The organism is Psychrobacter okhotskensis (assembly GCF_013248965.1).
GTDB lineage: Bacteria > Pseudomonadota > Gammaproteobacteria > Pseudomonadales > Moraxellaceae > Psychrobacter > Psychrobacter okhotskensis.
Genome location: NZ_JABRVQ010000022.1, coordinates 1 through 24309, shown reverse-complemented (window position 1 = coordinate 24309; position 24309 = coordinate 1). Strand labels below are relative to the sequence as shown.

The window sequence follows — 24309 nt, the reverse complement described above, 5'->3', positions numbered from 1 at the left end:
GCTTGAGTAAAAGCTAAGGTTATATAACAGCAAAGAGGATCAATCGACCCCAACAATCCATCACTACAAAAGTTGATGACCTTAGTGTAGCGCAAACGGCAGCATATTTTGGATAAAAAAATGCCCCACTACATAGTGAGGCATATCAAAGACAGGAATTACTGATTAAGTTGCGTCATTGAATTGGCAAATTATTTTGCGACAGCTTTAAAGTACGCCACTTGATTGGCATTACGGATAGTCAAGATAGGCACGTTATTCGCATTGTTATTGATGCTGTATTTGCCTTGTACCGTCGCCATAGTTGCTGTATCGAAGCTTGCTTGTGGCTCAGGGCATGCCATCATAGTCGACATTACATTACCTAACACCACATTGTCGTTTACGACGCTATAACTAGCGCCCATGTTATTACAAGTATTAGCAAAGGTGACACGGTTGCTCGTACCGTCTTTGAAGAATTTTAGCGTTAATGGTTTGCTTGGGTCAAAAAACAATTGGCTGACTTTGTCACCATTGCTGCGTTTGGCATCGACAAGCTGCCAGTTATATGCTTGTAGTGCATCAACAGTAATTGGTTGAGTCACAGGCGCGGTCATACTAGGGGTAGTTTGGCAACCTGCAGCCAATGTACCTACCGCAAGTGTCGCAGCCATCATTATTTTAGTCATGTTTTTCATAGTATCTCCTAAAAGGTTTAAGCAAATTTTTATAGACATGTGCGGAGCTTTATAGCGCCTGTTTGATTATTTTATTCATTGACCAGCACTTTATTCATTGAGCAGCACATGGGCGCCATTATGCATGACTGCCATATGACTGTCATGATAGATTAGGTATAGATTGAGACGTGGTTTGTGCCAACTATACAGGTGATTTGCTAATAGGTCTTGTTAGCAGCGCCATAAGCTGCTAACACTTTTGTGTGATGGCGAGTCTGCTTGTTACTTTTGGCTTATCAACTTATCAACTTATCGACTTATCGACTTATCAACCGCTGATCGATCAAGCTGTTATTTATCGAACATCTCACTGCCAAATAATCATTCGCCCCGTATCTAATTATTAGGAACTATTGGGCAGCCGCAGCATTTTGTTGTTGCATCGCCGCATAACCCGCCAAGCGCTTGCGCTCGGTATCGTTAAATAGCTGCTGCTCGAGCTGATTGATTTGGGTTTGTGCCTGCGCTTTGTCCGCATTTTGGCTCAATAGGCGCTGCTTTTGTGTTTGGTATTGATCAAAACGCTGATCGAAATTGGCGTCTTCTTGATCTACTTGTGCCAGTCTCGCTGCTGCAGGCGCACCGACCAGCTCTCGACGCATATTGTATAGTGCTTCGGGGCTTGCGCCTTTGGCTTTCATCTGCTCAGTACGAGTCATTAGCTCATTTAGATTGGCTTGTTGTGCAATATTGGCCTTGGTAGTGTTGTCCGGCATGCGGCTAATATAGTCTTGTTTTGCCGCCTCTTTTTGCGCATCAGACAACTGGGTATTTTGGTTGATTCTGACCATCTCCATACTATAATCGTCATAGTCATCCTCTGTACCAAAGAAGGCGGTGATGGTTTCTTTGGAAAAATACTGCTGACGTAGCTTACTGACGTCTTGCTTTTGCTGTGTCACCGCATTCAAATCCAACTCGCCACTTTTGGTCGCCTGCAATTGCAGATTACCATAACGCTTTTCTATCTCAGGGATGGCTTTTAGATAGGCAATATATTGGTCAAATATGGCAACCGCTTGACTGGCGGCAGGCTCTGGCGTGTGATTACGGATATAGCTCTCAACGCGAGCATAGATGACAGCGTCATTTTCTTCGCCAAGCGCCGATAAGAAATAATCGAACAAGCGGCGTAAGCCTTCGGTAACGACTAATTGTTTATTTTCATCAATGATGATCTCACCGTCTACATCCGTGCCTTGTAAAGACCGCGGCAAGTTCTCAAGCCCTGTGATGAATTGAGTGTTATTTTGACCAGACAATGTCGCCACCCCACTATTAGCATCAGAACTATTGATCATTGTGCTATTGGCGTTATTCTCCACTGCTGTAGAGGTAGTCTCAGAAGATCCAGCAGTGCCTTGGTCAGGCTTAAACCACATGATAATCGCCACAGTGATAGCGATGATGACAGCGATAATAATGATAGGAAGATAAGGTAAACGGCGATTGTTTGGCATAACGAAAATATCTTATTTAATAAGTCAGTTGATATGTGTATGCATAGCATAACAAGACACGAGAGATGGACAAAGCGATATAGTCAAAATATCCCAAAACCGCGACGGTATTACTGATATTGATTTTTTGTCGCCTCTGTCTGCGTAGGCACAGTAAGCAAGAAAAATGGATATCAGCAGTGCATGATGGTTCGATATTAGTTTTCACTGACTATATTATGAATAAAAAATTTAATTCTTTTAATACATACTTGTACTTCCCATACATGAACAGGGCCAACGACGTTGGCCCTGTTTACATAAAAGCAGTTATCGGCAGGCTCTTATATAAAAGCGATGCATATAGTCGGTTCAATCCAATTTAGATACAAGTAAATCGAGCAAAAGTGCTGCAAGTAGTAGACTAAGTGCGCCTGACACCGTATCTGATTTATATAGGATTGACTATATTCATAGTAATGGCCTGTCTAAAATGTATTTATAGATTGGCTTTTTTCAAGCGATTCACTTGATCACGATAGACCGTTTTAGGGTTAGGCTGTCCCCATGCGACCAAACCTAATAGTTGGTTGACTGAATCCATATGATTCATTTTGTAATCATCTCTGATGACATAACCTAGGCGACTAGAGCAAGCTGAAACCAAACCATCATTTGGATCATTATCAAATACCTTTGACGTGGCTAATAGCACATAATCAATAGGATCTAAGATATTGGTTACTTGACCGACGCCACTGAATGAATAATATTCGATACCGTTTACTTTGGTCGCTGTTGGCTGACCACAATAACTGGTGGGCATCGCTGCTGGGAACTCAGCATTGAAGTCTGTCATATAATCAGTAGTCAAGGCTGTAATGGCACCATAAGCATCTTGATCTTGCAGTTTATCAACAGGAATGCTGGCATTGAGATCCATAAAGTTACCCAAGAAACCAAATAACCCTAAGGCAGCTTTGGAAGCCGTATTATACTCACCATTCACTTTATCATTTTCGATCTGTTCAATGACCCAATCGGCTAATGCTGCGCCCTGCTCTGGACTAGCAACCGCTGTGACCGATGCTACATAATTTGGGGCAACTGAGGCGACATAACGGATATCATGACCACCATGACTGTGACCAAATAAATTGACTTTGTTGCTGCCTGATACCGCAGAGATAGTCTTAACTTGCTGTAGTAACTGCTCACCACGAACACGACTATCGCCAAAAGAAGAGGTCTTAGTAGCATATACTTCAGAGCCACCACTCATGAGAGTCTGAGGAATGCCATAAAAATAATCAACACCTAGTAACTTAGTAAAGCCAACCAAACCATGAGCCATGAGCCATGAGCCATGAGCCATGACAATAGGATATTTGGTATCTGTGTGCTTTGAGGTAAAGTATTTGCTATCGACCATCTTACAGCCTGTTGCATTTGCACAGTTATAAAATTGTCCAGCAGCTTGTGCCGAGGTGGTTTGTAGCGCCATTAGGAGTACACCGGCGCCGATCGCACCAAGTGAAGGTAAAAATGCGCTAGGCGTTAAAGCCGCAGCAAGAGAGCTTTTTAGAATCATAACAACGTCCTTGTTATCGTTAAAGTTTGGCAGTTCATTTATATAGACTTATATTGCAGCAACTGCAAAAGTCATAAAGACACTATCGCTAAATCTTTTAGCAACCAAAGTTACAATACTGTTATAAACGGTAATATTCAATCGGTTTTTAGAATATAAGCGGTTTTTTGAGTGACTTATTGGTTATTAGAAGACAATAATCGATAATTATTATCTGAAAAGCACTCATATTTTCGTTTTATTATACTGACAGATTGCCTGATAACCGCATTGCCGAGCATTGTGTAACGAGTAAAAAATCTCGCTAGCACTGCTATTAAATGACAAAGCATTTAACAACAGTAGACACATTAGCTTCCATCAACCGCTTAATAGCATTATAGATTGGCTTTTTTGAGACGATTAACTTGAGTGCTATAAATAGATTTTGGTTCAGACTCGCCCCATGCCGTCAGACCTAGTACTTGGTCTGCTGAATCCAAATGGTTCATGATGTAATTATCACGAATCACATACCCAAGTCGACTCGAGCAGGCAGAAACCAAACCATCATTGGCATCAAATAAAAACGGTACGCTTGTTGCTGCAAGCAGATAATCACTAGGGTCAAGGACGCTCATGACTTGTCCGACGCCACTAAATGAGTAATATTTGATACCGTTTGCAGAGGTACTGGTTGGCTGACCACAGTAACTTGTTGGCATTGCTGCGGGGAATTTGGCATTGAATTTGGCCGCACCATCGGTTGATAGCGCCATGAGTGCTTGCCAGCCATCTTGCGCTTGTATCTCTTTAAAACTGATGCCTGATCCCACATCTGTAAAGCCGCCAATCAAATTAAACACCCCTGATACCAGCTGTGTCGTGACGTTTGATGGCTCACCTGTGTCATTGTTTGGTTCAAGGACGTTTTTGACAAAATCGGCGGTTTTTGAGCCTTGCTCTGGACTTGATACGGCGGTGACCGAGGCGACGTATTTTGGTGCAACGCCAGCGACATAGCGGATGTCTATACCGCCTTGACTGTGCCCAAACAAATTGACTTTTGGATCGCCTGAAATGGCAGTGATGGTTTTGACTTGCTGTAATAGCTGCTCGCCGCGGACTTCACTATTATTCACCGCTGATGTTTTGGTGGTGTACACCTCTGATCCACCTTTCATCAGCTCACTAGGAATCCCGTTGAAATAATCTAAGACCCCAAACAGCTTGGTAAAACCGCCAAGCCCATGAGCCAGGACCACTGGATACTGAGTCTTGGTATAACTGGAGGTAAAGTATTTGCTATCGACTAGCGTGCAGCCATTGGCGTTGGCACAATTATAGTACTGCCCTGCCGCTTGAGCCGAAGCCGTTTGCAGAGCCATAATGAGTACGCCAGCACTGATAGCACCGAGCGATGGTAAAAATGTGCTGGGCGTGATAGCCGTAGCAAAAGAAGTTTTGAGAGCCATAACAACATCCTTGTTATCGTTGATTTTGGTTATTTTTACCTCACAAAAACGGTAAAAATGGCTACTAATTCCTTTCGCAACCAAAATTACAGTACTTATATATTCTGTAATATTCAACTTATTTGTCAAAATGCGGATATATTATAATGACTGAAAAGTCATACCCGTTAATAAGAGGTATCATCATTTAGGTAATGAGGCTTAAGAAGAAATAAATTGCCGTCAAACAAGGCAAAATGTGTAGAACGTATTTGGATACTCACAATGTCTTTGACGATGTTTGGCAAAATTTAACGGTTCTAAGACCATCAAATGATTAAACGTAGTAATTGATGACACGCCCTAGCTCGCTGTAAAGCAACTATTGTCAATAATAATGATAGATTTAATATCACTTATCATAAAACTGCCATTCATCCATTTATGGTATAATTTATCCACATTAAACCCATAACTATAAGACACAAGATGATGACTAAAAAATCCCTTATCCAGTCCCCAGAGGCCATAGAAAAAATGCGTGTGGCCGGCAAACTTGCCAGTGACGTCCTTGTCATTCTCGATGAGCATGTCAAAGTTGGCGTCAGTACCGAAGCCCTCAACCAAATCGCTCATGACTATATCGTTAATGTGCAAAAAGCCATCCCTGCTCCGCTGAATTACAACGGTTTTCCAAAATCGATTTGTACCTCAGTAAACCACGTGGTCTGTCACGGCATCCCAACCGAAAGCAAGCTACTCAAAGATGGTGATATCATCAATATTGATGTGACCGTGATCAAAGACGGCTACTACGGCGACACCTCAAAAATGTGGATCGTCGGTAACGGCTCTATCATGGCGCAGCGTATCTGCAAAGTCGCACAAGACGCGCTATATGCTGGCATGAGTGTGGTCAAAAACGGCGCGCGTCTCGGCGACGTTGGTGCAGCGATTAAAGCAGTGGTCGAGCCTGAGCGCTTTAGTATCGTCCGTGAGTTTTGCGGTCATGGCATCAGTGATGAATTCCACCATGAGCCACAAGTCATGCACTACGGCAAAAAAGGCACAGGTTTTGAGCTAAAGACGGGCATGACCTTTACCATTGAGCCGATGATTAACCAAGGCACGTGGCAGACCAAAATCTTGCCAGATGAGTGGACAGCGATTACCAAAGACCGCAAACTGTCCGCTCAGTGGGAGCATACGATGGTCGTAACCGACAATGGCTGTGAAGTATTTACCACGCGCCCTGAAGAAGATTTGAGTTTTTTGACACAGTAAGACCATAAAAGATCGCCTAGGCGGTCTTTTTTTTGCGCTATTATTAGAGCATGTTCTTAACTCAATCGACAACGATACCGTCGTATTGTGCTTATCGATTTTTCAGTTTTATAACTCCAAGAAGTTATTGGCTTCAATGATCCACCTTTTTAAATTGTTAACGGGATAACACTCATGTTTACTTGTGATGCCGCCTCGATCGATCTGACGCCGCTGCCTTCCTTTTCCTCACCTACGGCGTCACTGTTGCCGGCGGAAAAAAGCCTACTCGGCATTCCTGAATGGTTAACCCAAATAAATGAAGATATCAGCCGCGCGCTTGAGCGTGGTATCAATATTCGTCAACTGGTGGCGGCACGCGCCTGTGCTATAGACAGTCTACTTATCGCCCTGTTTAAATGGTTTGAGCTGGATAAGACCGATTTGGCGTTATTCGCCACTGGTGGTTATGGGCGCGGCGAGCTGTCCCTATATTCCGATATCGATATTCTATTATTGGCTCCCAATGAGATTGGTCCTGATGCCAGTAGCAAGATTGATAACTTGGTGGCGTTACTGTGGGATATCGGACTTGAGCCTGCCTTATCCGTGCGTAGTGTCAGTGATGGCGTGGAAGCAGCGCTTGACCATACCATTGCCAGTGCACTACTCGAAGCAAGGTTGCTCATTGGTAATGAGGCTTTGCAAGACGTGCCTATTCAGATCGTCAACAAACAGTGGTCGCCGCGTGCATTTTTTGAGGTAAAGATTGCAGAGGCCAAAGCGCGGTATTTGCAGCACAATGCCACAGAATATAACCTTGAGCCTAATATTAAAACGGCCCCCGGTGGTCTACGTGATATTCATATCATCGGCTGGGTGACCAAGCGCTACTTTCGAGTGAGCAAGCTCTATGACTTGGTGCAGCAGAACTTCTTGACCGAAAAAGAGTTTGACGAGCTGAGCTTTGCCGAAGGCTATCTATGGCAAATACGTCATCATTTGCATGAATTGACTGGGCGCAATGAAAACAAGCTGCTTTTTGATTATCAGCGTGATATCGCCCAACTGATGGGTTATGAAGCGCAGCCAGACGATCAGCCTAACGCCGCCGTTGAGCGTTTTATGCGCGATTACTATCGCTGTGCCATGCAGATATCGACGCTGTCTGAGATGCTGACCAATCACTATTATGAGACCATCATCGAGCCGCAACTGCCTGATGATGAGCGCCCAAAAAAGCAACCCATAAACGCGCGCTTTAACCAAGTCGGCGAACAAATTGCTATGGCGCATCATCGCGTTTTTGCCCAACATCCTGAGTCGATTTTAGAGATGTTTTTACTCATGGGTCAATATGGCATCAAAAACGTCCGTACCCATACCTTGCGAGCGCTAAAAATCGCCGCGCGTGGCATCGATCAGACTTACCGTGACAACCCTAACCACCAAGCGCTGTTTTTGGGCAATCTAAAAGAACAGAATTACTTGTTTCATCGCCTGCGCACCATGAATCGTTATGGGGTTTTGGGCAATTATATTCCTGCTTTTTCTCAAGTCACTGGCCTGATGCAATACGATTTATTTCATCGTTATACCGTTGATGCGCATACCTTATTTTTAATTCGTATCTTGCACCGCTTCACCGATTCGCGTTTTTATGAAGACTTCCCGCTGGTCAGCGCTATCTTTCAGCGTATTGAGCGCAAAGAGATTTTGGTATTGGCAGCGATGTTCCATGACATTGCCAAAGGCCGCGGCGGCAATCATAGCTTGCTTGGTGAGACTGAATCGATTGAATTTTGCTTGGCACACGGCATGAGTGTCGCTGATGCCAATTTGGTTGGTTGGCTGACCCGCTATCACTTATTAATGTCGATGACTGCGCAGAAAAAAGACATCTCAGACCCAGAAGTCGTGACACTCTTTGCAGATTTAGTAGGCAACGTCACCCATCTCAATCATCTGTACGTGCTGACCGTCGCCGATATGAATGCCACCAATCCACAGTTATGGAACAGCTGGCGGGCGACCCTTATGAAACAGTTATACTCGCAAACGCGCCGTATTTTGCGTGCTGATATCGATGCACCGACCAATCGCCAAGACATGATTAGTGCCACGCGTAAGCAAGCATTGGTCATGTTAGACAATGTCGATAATCAACATATGAACCGCGATGAGGTACTTAGATTGTGGGATGATTTGGGCGATGAATACTTTTTGCGCGAGATTGCTGAAGATATTTTATGGCATACCGAAGCCATCTTGGACCATCCACCCATTGGTCGTGCCTCTGATGCCAATAGCCCGCCATTAGTCGTGTTACGTGAACATCGTGAGCTGGCGCTAGATGCAGTGCAAGTCTTCGTTTATACCCAAGATCAGGTCAACTTGTTTGCAGTTACCATGGCAGTCTTTGATCAGATGAATCTAGACGTATTGGATGCAAGAATCATTACTGCCACCCGTGACTTTGCCTTGGATTCCTATGTGCTGCTGGATCGTAGTGGCACGCTACTGGTTGATGAAGACAGCCAGCAAGAGCTTAAACAGCGACTGATCGATGCCTTCAAAAACCCGACAGTGCCAAAATTGACGCACAAACGTATCCCGCGCCAGCTCAAGCATTTTGAAGTGGCGACGACGATTAATTTTGAGTTTAATGAAGCTTCAGATCAGCACATTATGAGCTTAGAAACCCTCGATCAGCCAGGACTATTAGCACGAGTCGGTCAGATATTTTTGCAGCAACAAATTGAGGTGCATGCAGCCCGTATTACCACTTTGGGCGAACGTGCAGAGGATATGTTTTATATAAGTGACCGAAATGACGAACCCTTATCAGCCGATAAGCTCGAAACCTTAAAAACGGCACTGATGACGAGTCTTAGCTTACGTAGCGACAATGTTGAAAGTTAAACGGTACTGAAGATTAAGATGGTATAGAGAGTTAAAAATATGAACGATCCATGAATTTGACAAGTGTCGTTGATTGATTGGGATTGAAGTTCTGAGGTGAAAAATTTTTTAAGGTGAAAAGTGGATTGGTGCTGGATAAGTTTAGACTTTTTAGCACCAAGTCATTAATCCATTTTTGGTTCTGTATAATTGAATTCAAGTAACTTTGATACAAGGAAACCGAGTGCAAGCGATGCATTAGCATGCTTAGCGAGGATAACGATGTAGCGAATTTATATATAGTCAATTCGACATAAAATCGATATGCTAATGTTATCAGTGTTACTGGTGCAAATTTTACTTGCGTGCTGTGTCTACGCTGACAGAGGCTGCGCAAAATTTATCCCAGCAGTACGGTATTGGTTTGATAGTGATTCAACTATAGAATTGATTATATGATGCTTTTATATATCATCTCGCTAGCATGCTCGTTGAGCTCATCATCAGCCAAATCTGGTGGCAATATATTTACCTCTAGCTGCTGCTCCCCCAAGAGTAATCGTCCCGCATCAACCTCCTTTTTGAGCAAGCATTGCAAGCTTGAGAGATGAAACTGGGCATCGTAATGCTCATAGAGTGCTTTTAAAGAGATAGGTGCTTTTGCATGCACATCGAGATACAGACTGTCAGCGGCTAAGATAGTCATCTCATTCAGCGCCTCTTCGCGCAGTAGCTCTTGTTTATTGATTCGGCGTTGCAAGTTATTGGCCAATCGACCTTTAAAAGCCAGCATAACGATAAAAATCAGCGTTTGTAGCACAAATAAAGCCACATACTGCCATAGCGGCAGCGAGATATTTAATAGCTTGCTGAGCGACATCAGTACCATCGCTACGACCACATAGCTGACCAGTTGCCATAGCAGCCACATCATAAAGCTGTTCTCACCGAACCAAAACATCTGGCGCTCTTTTAGGCGAATCAGATGCTGACGCGCCTGCCACCAATGATGCTCACGCTGCTTTAATTGCCTATACAACTCTGCGCGCGGCGTACTATTATCAAAGTTTTTGTTATTGATATCTTTGGCATTGAGATCATCAGTCTTTGAGACACTAGCCATATCAAATTATCCTCAGCATAATCTGTCGTTAACACTGACAGTTACTTTTATATTATTATCATGCCAATCCCAAAAATGTGATTAGCGGTATCAAGCTCACTTAGTGTACTAAATGTAGTACTGGCACTCGCCTTCCTTGCTAGTCAAATTTTTGCAGATGCTATCAGCTCTAAAGCACCAAGCTTATGACAATGCCTGCAATCTTCTTAGGTTTGCCTGTCGCTTAAATCAATGAATAATTTCTAATTAGCATTTATTTAAGAGACGATAAATTAGCAGCGATAAGAAAAAGACAAAAAATAAGGGAAGTGCTACACTGCTCGAATGTAAATTTTCTTTATAACTTTATTATTAATTGTCTATTATAGTTACCCTACTTATGAATCACAACTTGAACGCCCTGCATCTTTATCCCTTCGCTAAGATGGCAACTTTACTTGCTAATAGTACGCCAGCCCATAACCACAGTGAAATCAAGCTCGGTATTGGTGAGCCGAAACATGAGCCACCTGAATTTGTGCTGGACGTCCTACGTGAAAACTTGGACAAAATAAGCCGTTATCCAAGCACTAATGGCCTCTTTGAGCTACGCCAAACCATTGCTCACTGGCTTGAGAGGCGCTTTTTTTTAAATCACGTCGATGCCAAAACGCAAGTATTGCCCGTCATGGGCACGCGTGAAGCGATTTTTAGTTTTGTGCAAGCGGTTGTTGATCATAAAACTGAGACGACAGATAATATAGAAAACCACCAGTTGCCTAGCTCATCGACTGGCTCATCGCCTACTGTGGTCATGCCCAATCCGTTTTATCAGATATACGAAGGTGCTGCGATACTGGCGCAAGCAACGCCTTACTTTGTGCCTTGCACGCTAGACAATGATTTTAAAGGCAATTATCGCGCTGTACCGAAAGAAGTATGGATGCAAACACAGCTGTTATTCGTGTGTAGTCCGAACAATCCAACAGGTTCGGTCATGACGATGGATGATTGGGAGTATCTCATTCGCCTGTCAGACCAATATGACTTTATCATTGCCAGTGACGAATGTTATAGCGAGCTATATTTTGATACCGCGCCGATTGGACTCCTGCAAGCTTGTGCAGCCTTGGGTCGTCATAACTTTAAAAACTGTGTGGTGTTTCATTCATTATCAAAACGCTCCAACTTACCCGGTCTGCGTTCGGGCTTCGTCGCTGGTGATGCAGAGATTTTGCATGCTTATTTGCAATATCGCACCTATCAGGGCTGCGCGATGCCCATCCCTCATCAGCTGGCGTCTATCGCAGCGTGGCAAGATGAGAAACATGTCGAGCACAATCGCGCGCTGTACCAAGAAAAATTCGCGCTGTGGATGGCTGAGCTTGGTGAACTGTTAGCACTGCGGATGCCAGAAGCGGGATTTTACTTTTGGGTCAAAGTCCCCGAGCAGTTCGCGGGCGATGACGAGGCATTTGTGAAAGCCTTGTACGAGCAGACCAATATCCACGCCTTAGCTGGGCGCTATTTGTCACGTGAGGTCAATGGCAACAACCCCGGTCAAGGTTATGTGCGTATTGCACTGGTTGCCAGTGTCGAAGAGAGCCGTGAGGCCATCAGTCGTATTCGTCAGTTGCTTGGCGCATAACAGTCGCTTTAACAGCATTCACCTTTAACGGCAGTAGTCCTTAAAGCAGTAAGTTCTAAAAAATATATCCACCTCTACATAGCAACCTCCAATAACCACAATAATAATATGGTTATTGGAGGTTTTTTGCTTTAATAGTGCTATAGTAAAGCGTCTACTATTGAATATGCCATCAAGGATGATGCCATGCCCCATCTTGATTTTACCCAGCCACCGTTTGATGTTTTTCGTTTATCTGAACGGCAAAGTATCAGAAAGCACACCCAAATTCGCTATCTTGCCAAAAATGAAAGCTTGGCTACTGAAGACATGCAGTATCTTTATGTGGTCATCAAAGGGCAAATTGAGCAACTGCTTGATGGTGAATTTGTCGCTTCCTACTTGGGTAGCAATCACTCTGACCACTTGAATAGCAACGACTGGTTCGATAGTCGGCGTCTGCCCAAATCGCTAACAGAGAAAACATCGGTAGCAGACTCAGACATAAATACTACCAACCCCTCACCCTACCAGTTCCGTGCGGCTGAAGACACTCTACTGCTACAAGTTGATGGTACGGCCGTGGACAAAATCAGTGCGCAAAACCATTTGGTACGCCAGTTATTGTCAGACAAATTGCCTGAACGGTTAAAAGCCTTACAACAGCGTCGTAGTAGTCAAGGCTTAGATATTGATAGCTATAATGATCAGCAAGAAGTACAGCAAATCATGCTGCAGCCAGTGATTGATGTCAATCTATTGCCGGTACACATTGTCGATGCCAATAATAGCTTATACGAAGCCGCTCATACTATGACCAAAGCGGGGCTAAAACATGTACTGATAAGACCCTTAAATCATTTAGAAAATATAAAAGAAACATCACATGGCACCGGTCATCTGCTCGGCATCTTGACCGATAGCGATATTTGCCGTGCCGTGAGCGAACAGCAAGACCCTGCCACTACCCTTTGCCAGCGTTATGCCAACTTCAATCTGCGTACCATCAAGGCTGATGACGAGATTGGCGATGCGCTATTGACCATGACTCGCTACCGCATTCATAGGCTTCCTGTGATTGACAGCAATGGTGACGTTGCAGGCGTACTGGGACAAAGCGATATGCTCGCCCATATTGGGCATCATTCGCAGCTCATTAGTATTCAAATCGGGCAAGCAAAAGACTTGCCGAGCTTAGATACGGCAGTCGAGCTCATCGGTCTTTATATCCGTGCGCAACATCAAAACGGTGTCAAAATTGGCAATATTAGCCGCATGGTACAGACGCTCAATGCCCAAGTTTTCACCAAACTCTGGCGACTTATCGTTCCTGAAGACATTGTGGAAAATACTTGCCTAATCGTCATGGGCTCAGAGGGTCGCGGCGAGCAAATCATGCGTACTGACCAAGATAATGCCTTAATTATCCGTGATGGCTTTACCCATCCTGACTTGGCGCAGTTCGCTGATACCTTTAACAACCACTTGGCAAACCTTGGTTATCCGTTATGCGATGGCAATATCATGATGACCAATCCGATGTGGCGCCAGCCGTTAAAACAGTTCAAAGCAAATATCAGTTTGTGGTTTAAAAACAGCGATCCGATGCACAGTATTTATTTGTCCGCCATACTGGACGGCGAATATGTCTGCGGCGATGAGTCGCTACTCACTGAAATACGCGACCATCTAAAAACAGCGCATAGGCAATCTGATCCAATGTTCGTCCGTCAGTTCGCCCGTGCCGCCTTACAGTTTGGTGATGTCAATCAGTGGTGGCAAAAGTTCGTGCCCCTACTAGGCGGTAAGCCCAATGTACAAGATATTGACTTAAAAAAAGCCGGTATCTTTCCGCTGGTTCATGGTATTCGCACTTTGGCATTAGAGAATGATGTCTTACACGTGCCTAGCACTAAAGGTCGTCTAAAGGCCTTGGTAAGCAGTCATGCCTTAACCCAAGAACGTGCCGACACTTTATTAGAGGCGTTAGAGTTTTTTATGGCGCAGCGTTTATCCGTGGCGCTCTCTACCGATGACAAGCATGCGCGACAGGTCAATCCGACGACGTTATCAGCGCTCGAGCGTGATCTATTAAAAGAGTGTCTGGCGGTGGTTAAAAGCTTTAAGGCGCAGCTCAGACAGCACTATCAACTAGAAATTTCTTAAATGGACGATCGACGAATATGGGTTGGTTTCGACAGTTATCATGCGCGTGGCAAAAGAAGCATCTACAGCGTCCAGAGCTAGCAACGATGTTTGCTCCATCAGCACCTGAGCAGTGGGTAGCGATTGATTGTGAGATGACTGGACTCAATCCAAAAAAGCACCACTTACTGTCTATAGCTGCGATTCATATCAATGGCAATACTATCGATACTGGTAATGGCATGCATCTGGTTTGCAGACCGCCAGTGATGCCTGACCGCGATACTATCGTGATTCATGGTCTGCGTACCGCTGATGTCGAGCATGGCATGAGCTATGATGAGATGTTGGCATTACTGCTACCCTTTATTAATAATCGACCGATAGTGGGGTTCTGCCCACAAATAGATACGGGGTTTTTGAATCCCTTGGTGAAACGCTATATGGGCACGACATTACCGAACGAAGTCATTGATGTGCGGCATTTATACAGTCGGCGTATGGGCGATCGCACGCAGGGTATCCCCACTCAGTCACAACAGCTGGGCAATATCTTAGCGCATTATCAGATTCCCAAATTGGGAAGCCACGATGCGTATAACGATGCTATCATGACAGCAATGGCATTTTTACATGTACGTTAGAGCGTGTTGATGTTGAGAGGGGCTCGCTACAGCTACGCGAAAACAGCAACTCATGTTACCATAGTCTGATTTTTTACCTGATGACAGACTGCTCATGCTACTCACTTCTAAACCCTCTAATGACCCTGCTATTACCACCAAACATCAATCGCTTGCGAAATATCTGAGACTGTTTATGCCGTCTGGCAAAAGCTTCTCCACGCTGGCCTTGTTGGCAGCTATTATGGCATCGCCGCTCTATGCACAAGCGGCTCTACCAGCAGCCATTCAAGCCGCGCTAGGGCGAGCCGATTTAACCGCAGCAGATATCAGTATTGTGATCACCCCAGTGGGTGACAAAAATGCCAGTCGCTTACCCGCGCCTATTCAGATTGTTAATAGCAGCAAAATCACTAATAGTGACAAGCATAGTGATGATCATATCAACAAGCAAAACACAACCGTCTATCAGAGTCCATTGCTAACGATCGAGAAGCAGACGATCCAAAAGCATGAGCAACAGCTACACGCTTATACCGATGATCCTTATACTTATCAAAGTTTAGAGAGTGCGCCATCGATACTGCCGGATGATACCTCAACATCTGTCAATAATGGTAGTAGCAATGAAGGTAGCGACGTTGCGATAAACGCTGCGCCTACAAATACTGGGTCTACAAAAAACACCTCTATCAAGATTTCATTTTCACCGTTGATCAATCATCAAGCCGACATTCCTCGCACACCTGCCAGCACAATGAAGCTCGTTCCCAGTTTTATTGCCTTGGACACACTTGGTGCTGATTTTGTCTGGCATACACGCGTGTATCATAGCGGAATCATCATCGGCGACCGTTTGTATGGAGATCTAATCATTCAAGGAAGTGGCGACCCAAAGATGACCCATGAGCGCTTACAGCAGCTACTCTATCGCGTACAAGCAGCGGGTATTCACCATATCGACGGTGATATTATTATTGATAGTGCGGTCTTTAATCGTGTGAGTAAAGATCCGGCAGCCTTTGATAACGCGCCCCTACGTCCTTATAACGCCAGCCCTGATGGTTTTTTGGTGAATTTTAGTACGATAGGTATCAAGAGCTACCCGTTAGATAATGGGCAAGCAAGCCTCGACTACACACCAAAATTGGCCGATTATCAGCTGCCAACTACGATCAACACGCGCACAGCCTCCTGTGGCCAAGCCCGTTATAGCCTAGCACCGCAGTGGCAATCAGAACAGCTGGCGTTAAATAATAACCTACCAGACAGCTGCGGCGAGCATGTTTTTTATGTCGCCTATCCTGACGCCAAAGACTTTGCGGCACGGGTCATCGCGGCCAAATGGCAAGCACTGGGAAACACCCTAAGTGGCAAGGTCATCTCACAAGAAACGCCTTATCAGACCGCAAAAAATAGCAAGTCGACGCAGGGTCTGGCAGCGTTATCGATGGCACCCTTGCCGCTGGTCAGTTATCCGTCTTTAACTTTAACCCAGCAGATTTATGATATTAATCATTTTTCTAACAATGTCATGACCGAGCAAGTCGCACTATCGATTGGTGCTTATGGTCAATCTGCTATAGGTAACAGTACAACCAAAGCAGATAGCGTTAAAGCCGTTAATATTAAAAGTAATATAGAATCCAATATAACTAGCGGAAATAATAATACATCGAGCAATGCTAACGCCGTAGATAATAAAACCATGAGCAAGCAGACAAGCAGCTTATATCAGTTTGGCAAACCTGCTGCTACGGACTATCCTGCGGCATTACAAACGATAAATCAGTGGTGGCAAAACCATCTGAATACCCCGCCACCCTATCTGACCAATGGCTCAGGACTCTGCCGCGACTGTACCATAACAGCCGCTAACTTAAGCGAGTTGTTAACCTACGCTTATAGCCATCCTAGCTTCGCTGCTTATGTCAATTCATTAGGCGTCGCTGGCGTCAGTGGCACCATTGCTGCTCATAGCGAGCGCTTGCCTGAGTCGGCCGCTATTGGTCGCGCGTGGATAAAAACGGGCACTTTAAATAATGTCACGTCGATGGCAGGGTATGTCCAAGGCTTGTCTGGGCAGGATTATGTCGTCGTTGGCCTTATCAATACCGAACAGGCGTTAAATGCTACTACCGCCAGACCGGTATTGGATGCAATGCTCGACTGGACCGCTCAGCAATGATTGGTCTTTATCAAGTAATATAAATAAATAGCTCTAACAAATAGCGCTCAACCTTCTCTATTGATTTATCGCACATTTTTATTGCCTTATTTTGCACTGTTATCGATAGTCAGTGTTTTACCTTTATAAAGGTCAGCTTATGTCACGTAAGACCACGCCACTCAGCAAGTCTACTACTCAATCTGCACACACTGGGTCGCCACAAAGCAGCAAATTAACGTCGCCTAAACTGACACAATATGTTGGTTTTTTTACGGTAGGTTATATTCTTACCAGTGCGATATTTATGATGATTCAGACCAAACTTGCCCTAAACTCGCAATTGGTCACCGTACTCTCTATCATTATTGGCGCTTATATTGCGGTCAGTAAATTTATTAAGCATCAACAGCGCGCCCTGAATAAAAGTGAAATCAATCGCTTGACGTTAAGCGGGGTCGCGGTGGTCTGGTTATTGACTGCTATTTATTTCTTAGGCATCTGGTTCTTTTTATTCGACGCGGTGAACCGTGAAGTCTTGGTCGAGATGGCTATGCAGCAACCTCTACCGCTAGTTTCTGCTTTAGTCATGATACTGGTACTGACTTTTATCAGTGCGCGTATCAGTATTTGGGCGCTGAATCGTCTGCTTGATCCCAAACGCAAAACCCTTTGAATTTGGACACGCGCCACTCTCTACAACGTACTACAAAGTTTTTTCACTATTAGGGTGTGAATTCCGTTACGCTAGTTTTAGCTAGCGTAACCTTCAGATTGCAGACACGCCCTAGCCTTTAACATTGAACTACTTTGTATTATTGATAGGAGTTGACACTATGGACATGCTATTTTTTGACAACATAGACAAGCTTGGACGCATCGTTTTGACCACTGTGATGGTGTACATCCTAATCGTGCTGACCACCAAAATCTCTGGTAAGCGCTCCACTTCTCAGCTCAATAACTTTGATTGGGTCGTCACCGTGATGATTGGCTCATTGGGTGCCAGTACCATATTGCTCAAAGAAATCCCCCTTATCGAAGGCATGGCTTCTATTTTGGTTCTATACCTATTACAGTTTTTGGTCACCAAATATGCCTCTATTTCACCGCAATTTAGCAGTTTTATTTTGTCAGAGCCGCGCATCGTTTTTTATCAAGGGCAGTTTTTGCCAGATGCTATGAATGCTGAGCGCCTGACGCGTCAAGAAATCGAGTGTGCTATGCGTTCTGAAGGCATTAATAATTTCGATGATGTAGAGGCCATCGTTTTTGAATCTGACGCTAAGCTGACGATTATTCCTAGACCAAGCGATAGTGATAATAGCCAACATACAGAAGACAAAGTCTCGCAAACCATCGCGCCACTTATGTGATGTCGTTAGCCGTAAATGTCGTGCAGTAGTAAATGTCGTGAATAGTAATAGCAACTTGTTAAAGATACAGACATAAAAAAGGATAGCCAATTTGATCGGCCATCCTTTGTTGTTAAATTTATACTCAACGAGACTATTTCTGAAATTACAGCTTTCTGAATTATAGTCTTGCTAAATGGTTTAGCTGATCGATAGCCTAACCTTTACTTGATGCGTTTCCATGTCTGCGAACGACCAAAGAGTGGCGAGCCAACATAGCCTCGCAGGTCTAGACTTTGACCGTTGTCACTTAACGTAAGTTTGCCAGAATACGTTTTGCCAGATTCAGGATCTACTAACTTGCCATCGCTCCATTTATTATTACCATCGGCTTTTAGGCCTGATAAAATTTGCAAACCTTCAACAGGTTGATTTTTAAGGCTGCCAAGGCACTTAGTACAAACGGCTTTAGCATTTTCTTTGTTGAGTACTTTGATTATTTTTCCTGACACCTTGCCATTGCTCTCACTCAGCTGAATGATGGCCTTTTTTTCACCCGTTTTGTCATCAATGGTTTGCCATTGCGAGCCATTTAAAGAGGCAGCAAAAACAGAGGTAGATAGCAGAGCACCAGCGGTAAAGGTAAGTAAACTCGATATAGTACGATTCATAAACGACTCCTTTCGTTAAAAAAATTTTCAATTGAACTTATGATGCATTAAAAAAATAGCATAAAGACATTATACAATAACTCCTTACTTCTCAAGATAACAATGAAGTAAAGAACAACTCTTTGTCGAATGCTAGTAAAGCATAAAAAAAGCTTTGTAAAAGGGTTGTTTGTTACGGCAACTTAACCTTAAAAATTTTTTGTTACATTTTCTCAATTATTGACATGGTATGTATTATGAAAGTAAGAATTTTGACGGTTGGTAACAAGATGCCGAGCTGGGTGCAGACGGGTTTTGATGAATATTTTAAACGTATCCAGCCAATGCTCAGCACAGAAATTGTTGAGCTTGCCGCCGCCAAACGTGCCAAAAACCCTTCGAATGCCAATCTCGCCCAGTACCGCGAGCAAGAAGGTCAGGCGATATTAGCCGCTCATAATGCAGCGGGACGTGAGCAGTTATGGGTATTGGATGTCAAAGGAAAGATGCTCTCGACAGAAGGATTGGCCGATAAATTGGCCGGTGCCATGCAGCAAGGCGATGATATCGCCCTAGTCATAGGTGGCGCTGATGGCGTATCGCCGGACGTATTGGCAAAAGCTGATGTGAAATGGTCGTTATCCGCGCTGACCTTGCCGCACCCATTAGTACGGGTGGTGTTGATGGAGCAACTATATCGGGCGATGAGCATCAATCACAACCACCCTTATCATCGTGGCAACTAAAAACCTTAACAATTGAAAACTTAAGCAATTGAAAGCTTTAATATCAAAAATCTTAGCTACTGAAAATTATAGCCATTAAAAATAGCATGAATGCTATATTAATGGATAACGGTTTGCTTAAAAAAGATACCTCATCAAAGCGATTGAAAAATGGGCGCGCGCCCTAATAAACGGAACATGAAATACCCAAAACGAGCGACATCGAACGCCCCTTATGCGCATCAGCAACGTGAGTCACATCACCAAGAGCTGCATAAGCCTATTACCACCACAGCAGCTTTGGCAGAGGTCCAGGCTGGGCAGTTAACTGCGCCCAATTTAGCCAAGCTACCAGCAGTATTTATCTCGCATGGTGCCCCAACGCTGGCGATTGAACAATCGGCCACAACCAGCGCCTTGGCTCGTATCGGGCAAAACTTACCTAAGCCACGTGCCGTCGTCATTATGTCGGCGCATTGGCAGTCGGCAAAGTTGGAAATCAGTAGTAACCCAAGACCAAAGACATGGCATGACTTTTCGGGCTTTGCGCCTGAGCTATACGAGCTACAATACCCTGCTGCTGGTCACCCAGCGCTCGCTGAATCGTTAGCGCAGCAGTTAACGGCACGTGGTATCGCCTGTAGCGTCAATCCGATGCGCGTCTGCGATCATGGCGTTTGGGCACCGCTTATACACCTCTATCCGCTGGCCGATGTGCCTGTCGTCCAGATATCATTGCCACGGCACTATGACAGTGTTGCCTGTTATCAGCTAGGCGCGCAACTGGCGCAGCTGCGTCGTGAGCAAATCCTCGTCATTGGTTCAGGCAATATCACTCATAATCTGCAAGCCCTACGCTGGCAAGCTGATAGCATAGATGAGACGGCACAAGACTTTAAGCTATGGTTACTCCAGCAGCTCAAAACAGACATCCCAGCAGCATTAGACTGGCAGCAATATCCTAATTATCGAAGCATACATCCGAGCGATGAGCATCTATTACCACTATTTTTTGCCCTAGGAGCGGGTCAACGCGTCTCGGTGGTGCATCAAAGTATGGCGCACCACAGCTTAGGAATGGATATCTTTCGCTTTGATTAAGCAACTTTCAAGCCATAGCGATAGCAAAAATACAACTACTTTTCAAAAGCAGCTTTGGTAAATAGTCCCGCACGCTCCATTTCGCCAGCAATACTAAATAGCGTCGTCTCATCATTCATACGCCCAATCAGCTGCATCCCAATCGGCAAACCCTTTTTGCTCATACCTACTGGCAACGACATGGCAGGCAGTCCAGTGACGTTGCCCAGCAAAGTAAAGGCCATTTTGCCCAGTACAGGCTGGCTAAGTTTTTCAATCATCCCTGAGCTAAAGGCATATTTACCCATATCGATGCCTTTGTTGAGTAAGCCTGCGCTACGCATGAGCATCTCATCCATACGGCTTGGTGGTAGCACACCGTGTTTAACCGCAGGCGTCGGTACGGTCGGGCACAGAATCATATCGTAACTCTCTAATAATAGACCCGTTTGATATTGACTGTCATGCCAGCCTTGCTTAGCATGCGCCAAGTCAACGGCAGAGAGCGAGCGTCCCAGCATCGCCATATTATAGGTTTGCGGCTCTAAGTTTTTGACATGTTCTGAACCAAATGTGCGTTCGATATTATCAATGGTAAAGGCGGTATGGGTACAAACCACCACTAAAAAATCATGCCAAAATTGCTCGATATTAATATTTGGCTCGGCAGGTACCACTCGATGTCCCATAGCTTCTAATTGCTTTGCCGTCTGCTCCAGAACGTTCAAAACTTCTTTGTCTACTACGGTATTGGCGACTAGTGGCTGCTGGTGCAAAGCTATCGTTAATTGCCGAGGGGCGCGCATCGCTGCTTGTAAAAATGTCCCATCAGGTGGCGCAATCACATAAGGCGCGCCAATCTCAGCGCCACTGGTAGCGTCGAGCATAGCGGCACTGTCACGTACGCTACGAGTAATCACATGATCGGCAACTGCCCCTTCCCAACCTTCCCCGAATGAGGGACCTATGGGGTTACGTCCACGACTGGGTTTGAATCCAAACGCTCCGCACCATGCTGCCGGAAAACGTATTGAGCCGCCACCATCGCCAGCACCTGCCATCGGTACGATACCGCTCGCCACCGCCGCCGCGCTACCACCCGATGAACCACCAGAGCTATAGCCTTTTTTGAATGGGTTATGGGTGGCACCGTGAGCCTTGGGTTCAGTGGTGATGATTAAACCAAACTCTGGCGTATTGGTCTTACCAAAGGTATTGACTCCTGTCGCTTTCATACGTTTAACGATTTCGCTATCGTTTTCTGGCACGACATTTACACTACGACTGCCCATCGTGATGGGTTCGTCAGCAAAGTAAAATGATAGGTCTTTGAGTAAATAAGGCACACCGTTAAATGCGCCTGCTGGCAATCCTGCTTGCGCGGCATCATAAGCACGCTCATCAAAGCGATGGATAATAGCGTTTAATTTTGGATTGAGTTTATTGGCTTGCTGAGTCGCAGCGTCTAGCAACTCTTTGGCACTGACCTCACCCGAGTTGACGAGCGCGCCTAAACCTAGGGCATCATATTGGGTATATTCTTTAAACATAGTAGCGTCCTTGCTGGATGGATTACTTGATTGTATCGCGTAAACAATACAGGTAGCCAGTGCAAACCTACTACTTCTTGGTAATTAAAGAATTCCATAAAGTTTTCATCTAAACATATGCTTCAAGTTTATTATCTGGCTTAACTACCAAATATATTGATACCTATATTATAAAATGCCGTAATCAAAATAATAATAGTAAAAATAAAATTCAAAATAAGCACTAACCAATACCCTAGGGTAGCCTTCGCAAGGGATTCTATTTGCATTATTTTGGCCATCCCGATAGCAATGACTATAAATACAGTCGTAGATAAGTAGATGACTTCTAACCAACTCGCTCTGCCATCGATAATATCTATGATCACTCTTATGGTGAAGATAGTTATTAATAGAAATATCAACAATTTTTCAAAAAATACTTGATTGTGAGTCGATATTGTATGAGAGTCATTATAACCGCTGAAACTATCTCCTATAAGCAATACTGTTCCAACGACACCATACCAACTCAAAATAATGCCAATCGCCAAAGAGCCTATAGAGTACATCAGCTCAAAACCCTCTGGATCAAACAGTGAGACAGCTCCTAGCAACATCATTGGCAAGCCAACCAAAATAGCCAACCCTCTAAAAATTATATCTCTCATGATTTCTCATTTAGGTATCAGGCATAAACTCATTGTGACTTTAACTTAAAATAGATATGTAAATTAGCATAAAATATACAGTAAGAAGTCACATCATTAATCTTATAATCAATAATGTACATATTTAGATAACCAAAGGTGACTACCAAAAAACTAGTCATCAGCAGACCAAGAAATAACACGGCTTCGGTACTTTTTGTTTTTTCACTTATTTGCTCATTCTTGCTTTTAAAATAAAACCAGCAACCATAGAAGAATACAACTAACAGTATTAATAAAAGAACCTTTATCTTTTCTAATGAAAGTGCAAAGTAGTCAATGATACTCCACAGTAGAGTTAATATACTAAAAACTGGAAAGACAAGAAGGGCGAACATTAAAAAAACAAATACTATGACGATCAAACTAAGAATAACAAGTCGGTAACCAGTGAAGTTAATTTTCTTATCAGCAATACCATCAAGACGTATTTTATTTTCCATTGTTCTACTCCGATACATATGTACTCATAAACGACATACTCAGTTATTTATAATAGTATTTATAATAAGATTCAAAAAACGTAAGACCTAAACCCATAATAAATATACTAATATAAAAAGCATCTGAAAACGGTACGCTCAGCATATCAATCAATATGATCGTAGCTAATAAAAATAAAATAACACCATAAACACCCGAAGCAATATCTTCTAAAAAATATAAATATTTAGCCATTAATTTTTCATCATACCTTTTAGAGAAATAGATACCGAAAATTACGCTAGCGATAAGCGTAGGAATCAAGCCTAATATAACGATACCGAATAGAGTGTTTATCGGAGTCAGACTAACGATATATTTGTGTCCTAAACCATAAAGCCAATAGGGCAAAAACCCTATGTTAAACACTAATACGACTAGTAAAATTATACTAAAAACACCAAGTCTATACTTTTCATAGAATCTCGTTATATTCTTAATACCTTTTATACTTCGCATATGCACTATCAGCGTCCTCCATGACGACACACTCAATTTGGCTATAAAAAACTAATGTTCACTATTTTATACAGGAGTAACCTTTAAGTTTCAATGAAATATTTTAACGTTCACTATGTGATTTTCAATGTCAGACCTGATAATTAAAAAAGACGAACCACTCTCGTGACTCGTCTTTTTTATTGTTTAATATAAGCTTAGATTAACACATGAAGTGCAATACCAAATATGAGGTGAAAAAAAGACCTAGATGCGCTAGCATCAAAGTCTTTATCCACCGACCAAAGTGAGATTGCAACCATGAA

The 24309-nt window shown here is 43.8% G+C and carries 20 protein-coding genes; 10 read left to right on the top strand and 10 right to left on the bottom strand.

Going from position 1 to position 24309, the window contains the following annotated elements:
* Nucleotides 1-191: 191 nt before the first annotated feature.
* From HQR03_RS10770 to HQR03_RS10755, 4 genes are all read right to left on the bottom strand, one after another.
* Complete coding sequence (locus tag HQR03_RS10770; protein ID WP_173240177.1) at nt 192-680, bottom strand: META domain-containing protein; 489 nt, start codon at nt 678-680, stop codon at nt 192-194.
* Between the two features lie 392 nt (nt 681-1072).
* Nucleotides 1073-2182: a lipase secretion chaperone gene (locus tag HQR03_RS10765; protein WP_173240176.1), complete on the bottom strand. Its 1110-nt coding sequence runs from the start codon at nt 2180-2182 to the stop codon at nt 1073-1075.
* Nucleotides 2183-2660: 478 nt separating this feature from the next.
* Nucleotides 2661-3752, bottom strand: a complete 1092-nt coding sequence (locus HQR03_RS10760; protein ID WP_173240175.1) for a lipase family alpha/beta hydrolase — start codon at nt 3750-3752, stop codon at nt 2661-2663.
* A 377-nt stretch (nt 3753-4129) separates the two neighbouring features.
* Nucleotides 4130-5206, bottom strand: a complete 1077-nt coding sequence (locus HQR03_RS10755; protein ID WP_173240174.1) for an esterase/lipase family protein — start codon at nt 5204-5206, stop codon at nt 4130-4132.
* A 471-nt stretch (nt 5207-5677) separates the two neighbouring features.
* On the opposite strand from HQR03_RS10755, the gene map reads away from it, so the two are divergent.
* Both map and glnD read left to right on the top strand, forming a co-directional pair.
* Nucleotides 5678-6469 carry a type I methionyl aminopeptidase gene (map, locus tag HQR03_RS10750; protein WP_418889574.1) on the top strand — a complete coding sequence of 264 codons (792 nt, stop codon included), beginning with the start codon at nt 5678-5680 and terminating at the stop codon, nt 6467-6469.
* A 174-nt stretch (nt 6470-6643) separates the two neighbouring features.
* Complete coding sequence (gene glnD / locus HQR03_RS10745; protein WP_173240172.1) at nt 6644-9370, top strand: [protein-PII] uridylyltransferase; 2727 nt, start codon at nt 6644-6646, stop codon at nt 9368-9370.
* 430 nt (nt 9371-9800) lie between these two features.
* On the opposite strand, the gene HQR03_RS10740 is transcribed toward glnD, so the two are convergent.
* A complete protein-coding gene (locus tag HQR03_RS10740; RefSeq protein ID WP_173240171.1) occupies nt 9801-10472 on the bottom strand; it encodes a hypothetical protein in 672 nt (223 codons plus the stop codon).
* 379 nt (nt 10473-10851) lie between these two features.
* On the opposite strand from HQR03_RS10740, the gene dapC reads away from it, so the two are divergent.
* From dapC to HQR03_RS10710, 6 genes are all read left to right on the top strand, one after another.
* Nucleotides 10852-12099, top strand: coding sequence for a succinyldiaminopimelate transaminase (gene dapC / locus HQR03_RS10735; RefSeq protein WP_173240170.1), 1248 nt, complete (start codon nt 10852-10854; stop codon nt 12097-12099).
* Between the two features lie 186 nt (nt 12100-12285).
* Nucleotides 12286-14244 carry a DUF294 nucleotidyltransferase-like domain-containing protein gene (locus HQR03_RS10730; protein ID WP_173240169.1) on the top strand — a complete coding sequence of 653 codons (1959 nt, stop codon included), beginning with the start codon at nt 12286-12288 and terminating at the stop codon, nt 14242-14244.
* Nucleotides 14245-14261: 17 nt separating this feature from the next.
* Complete coding sequence (locus HQR03_RS10725) at nt 14262-14867, top strand: 3'-5' exonuclease (RefSeq protein ID WP_173240168.1); 606 nt, start codon at nt 14262-14264, stop codon at nt 14865-14867.
* Between the two features lie 94 nt (nt 14868-14961).
* Entirely contained in the window at nt 14962-17034 is a 2073-nt protein-coding gene (locus HQR03_RS10720; protein WP_173240167.1) for a D-alanyl-D-alanine carboxypeptidase/D-alanyl-D-alanine-endopeptidase, read from the top strand.
* A 139-nt stretch (nt 17035-17173) separates the two neighbouring features.
* Nucleotides 17174-17689, top strand: coding sequence for an ABZJ_00895 family protein (locus HQR03_RS10715; protein WP_025652121.1), 516 nt, complete (start codon nt 17174-17176; stop codon nt 17687-17689).
* Between the two features lie 160 nt (nt 17690-17849).
* Nucleotides 17850-18389: a DUF421 domain-containing protein gene (locus HQR03_RS10710; RefSeq protein WP_025652120.1), complete on the top strand. Its 540-nt coding sequence runs from the start codon at nt 17850-17852 to the stop codon at nt 18387-18389.
* A gap of 203 nt (nt 18390-18592) precedes the next feature.
* Here HQR03_RS10710 and HQR03_RS10705 read toward each other — a convergent pair whose 3' ends face one another.
* Nucleotides 18593-19039 carry a DUF2147 domain-containing protein gene (locus HQR03_RS10705; RefSeq protein ID WP_173240166.1) on the bottom strand — a complete coding sequence of 149 codons (447 nt, stop codon included), beginning with the start codon at nt 19037-19039 and terminating at the stop codon, nt 18593-18595.
* Nucleotides 19040-19275: 236 nt separating this feature from the next.
* On the opposite strand from HQR03_RS10705, the gene rlmH reads away from it, so the two are divergent.
* Together rlmH and HQR03_RS10695 are read left to right on the top strand one after the other, a co-directional pair.
* On the top strand, nt 19276-19764 hold the full coding sequence (gene rlmH, locus HQR03_RS10700) for a 23S rRNA (pseudouridine(1915)-N(3))-methyltransferase RlmH (RefSeq protein WP_025652118.1): 489 nt from the start codon (nt 19276-19278) through the stop codon (nt 19762-19764).
* Between the two features lie 177 nt (nt 19765-19941).
* Nucleotides 19942-20844: a DODA-type extradiol aromatic ring-opening family dioxygenase gene (locus HQR03_RS10695; protein WP_025652117.1), complete on the top strand. Its 903-nt coding sequence runs from the start codon at nt 19942-19944 to the stop codon at nt 20842-20844.
* Between the two features lie 35 nt (nt 20845-20879).
* On the opposite strand, the gene HQR03_RS10690 is transcribed toward HQR03_RS10695, so the two are convergent.
* From HQR03_RS10690 to HQR03_RS10675, 4 genes are all read right to left on the bottom strand, one after another.
* Complete coding sequence (locus HQR03_RS10690) at nt 20880-22373, bottom strand: amidase (RefSeq protein WP_173240165.1); 1494 nt, start codon at nt 22371-22373, stop codon at nt 20880-20882.
* Between the two features lie 140 nt (nt 22374-22513).
* Nucleotides 22514-23023, bottom strand: a complete 510-nt coding sequence (locus HQR03_RS10685; protein ID WP_173240164.1) for a hypothetical protein — start codon at nt 23021-23023, stop codon at nt 22514-22516.
* A 29-nt stretch (nt 23024-23052) separates the two neighbouring features.
* Entirely contained in the window at nt 23053-23505 is a 453-nt protein-coding gene (locus HQR03_RS10680; protein WP_173240163.1) for a hypothetical protein, read from the bottom strand.
* 43 nt (nt 23506-23548) lie between these two features.
* Entirely contained in the window at nt 23549-24010 is a 462-nt protein-coding gene (locus HQR03_RS10675; RefSeq protein ID WP_173240162.1) for a hypothetical protein, read from the bottom strand.
* Nucleotides 24011-24309 lie beyond the last annotated feature (299 nt).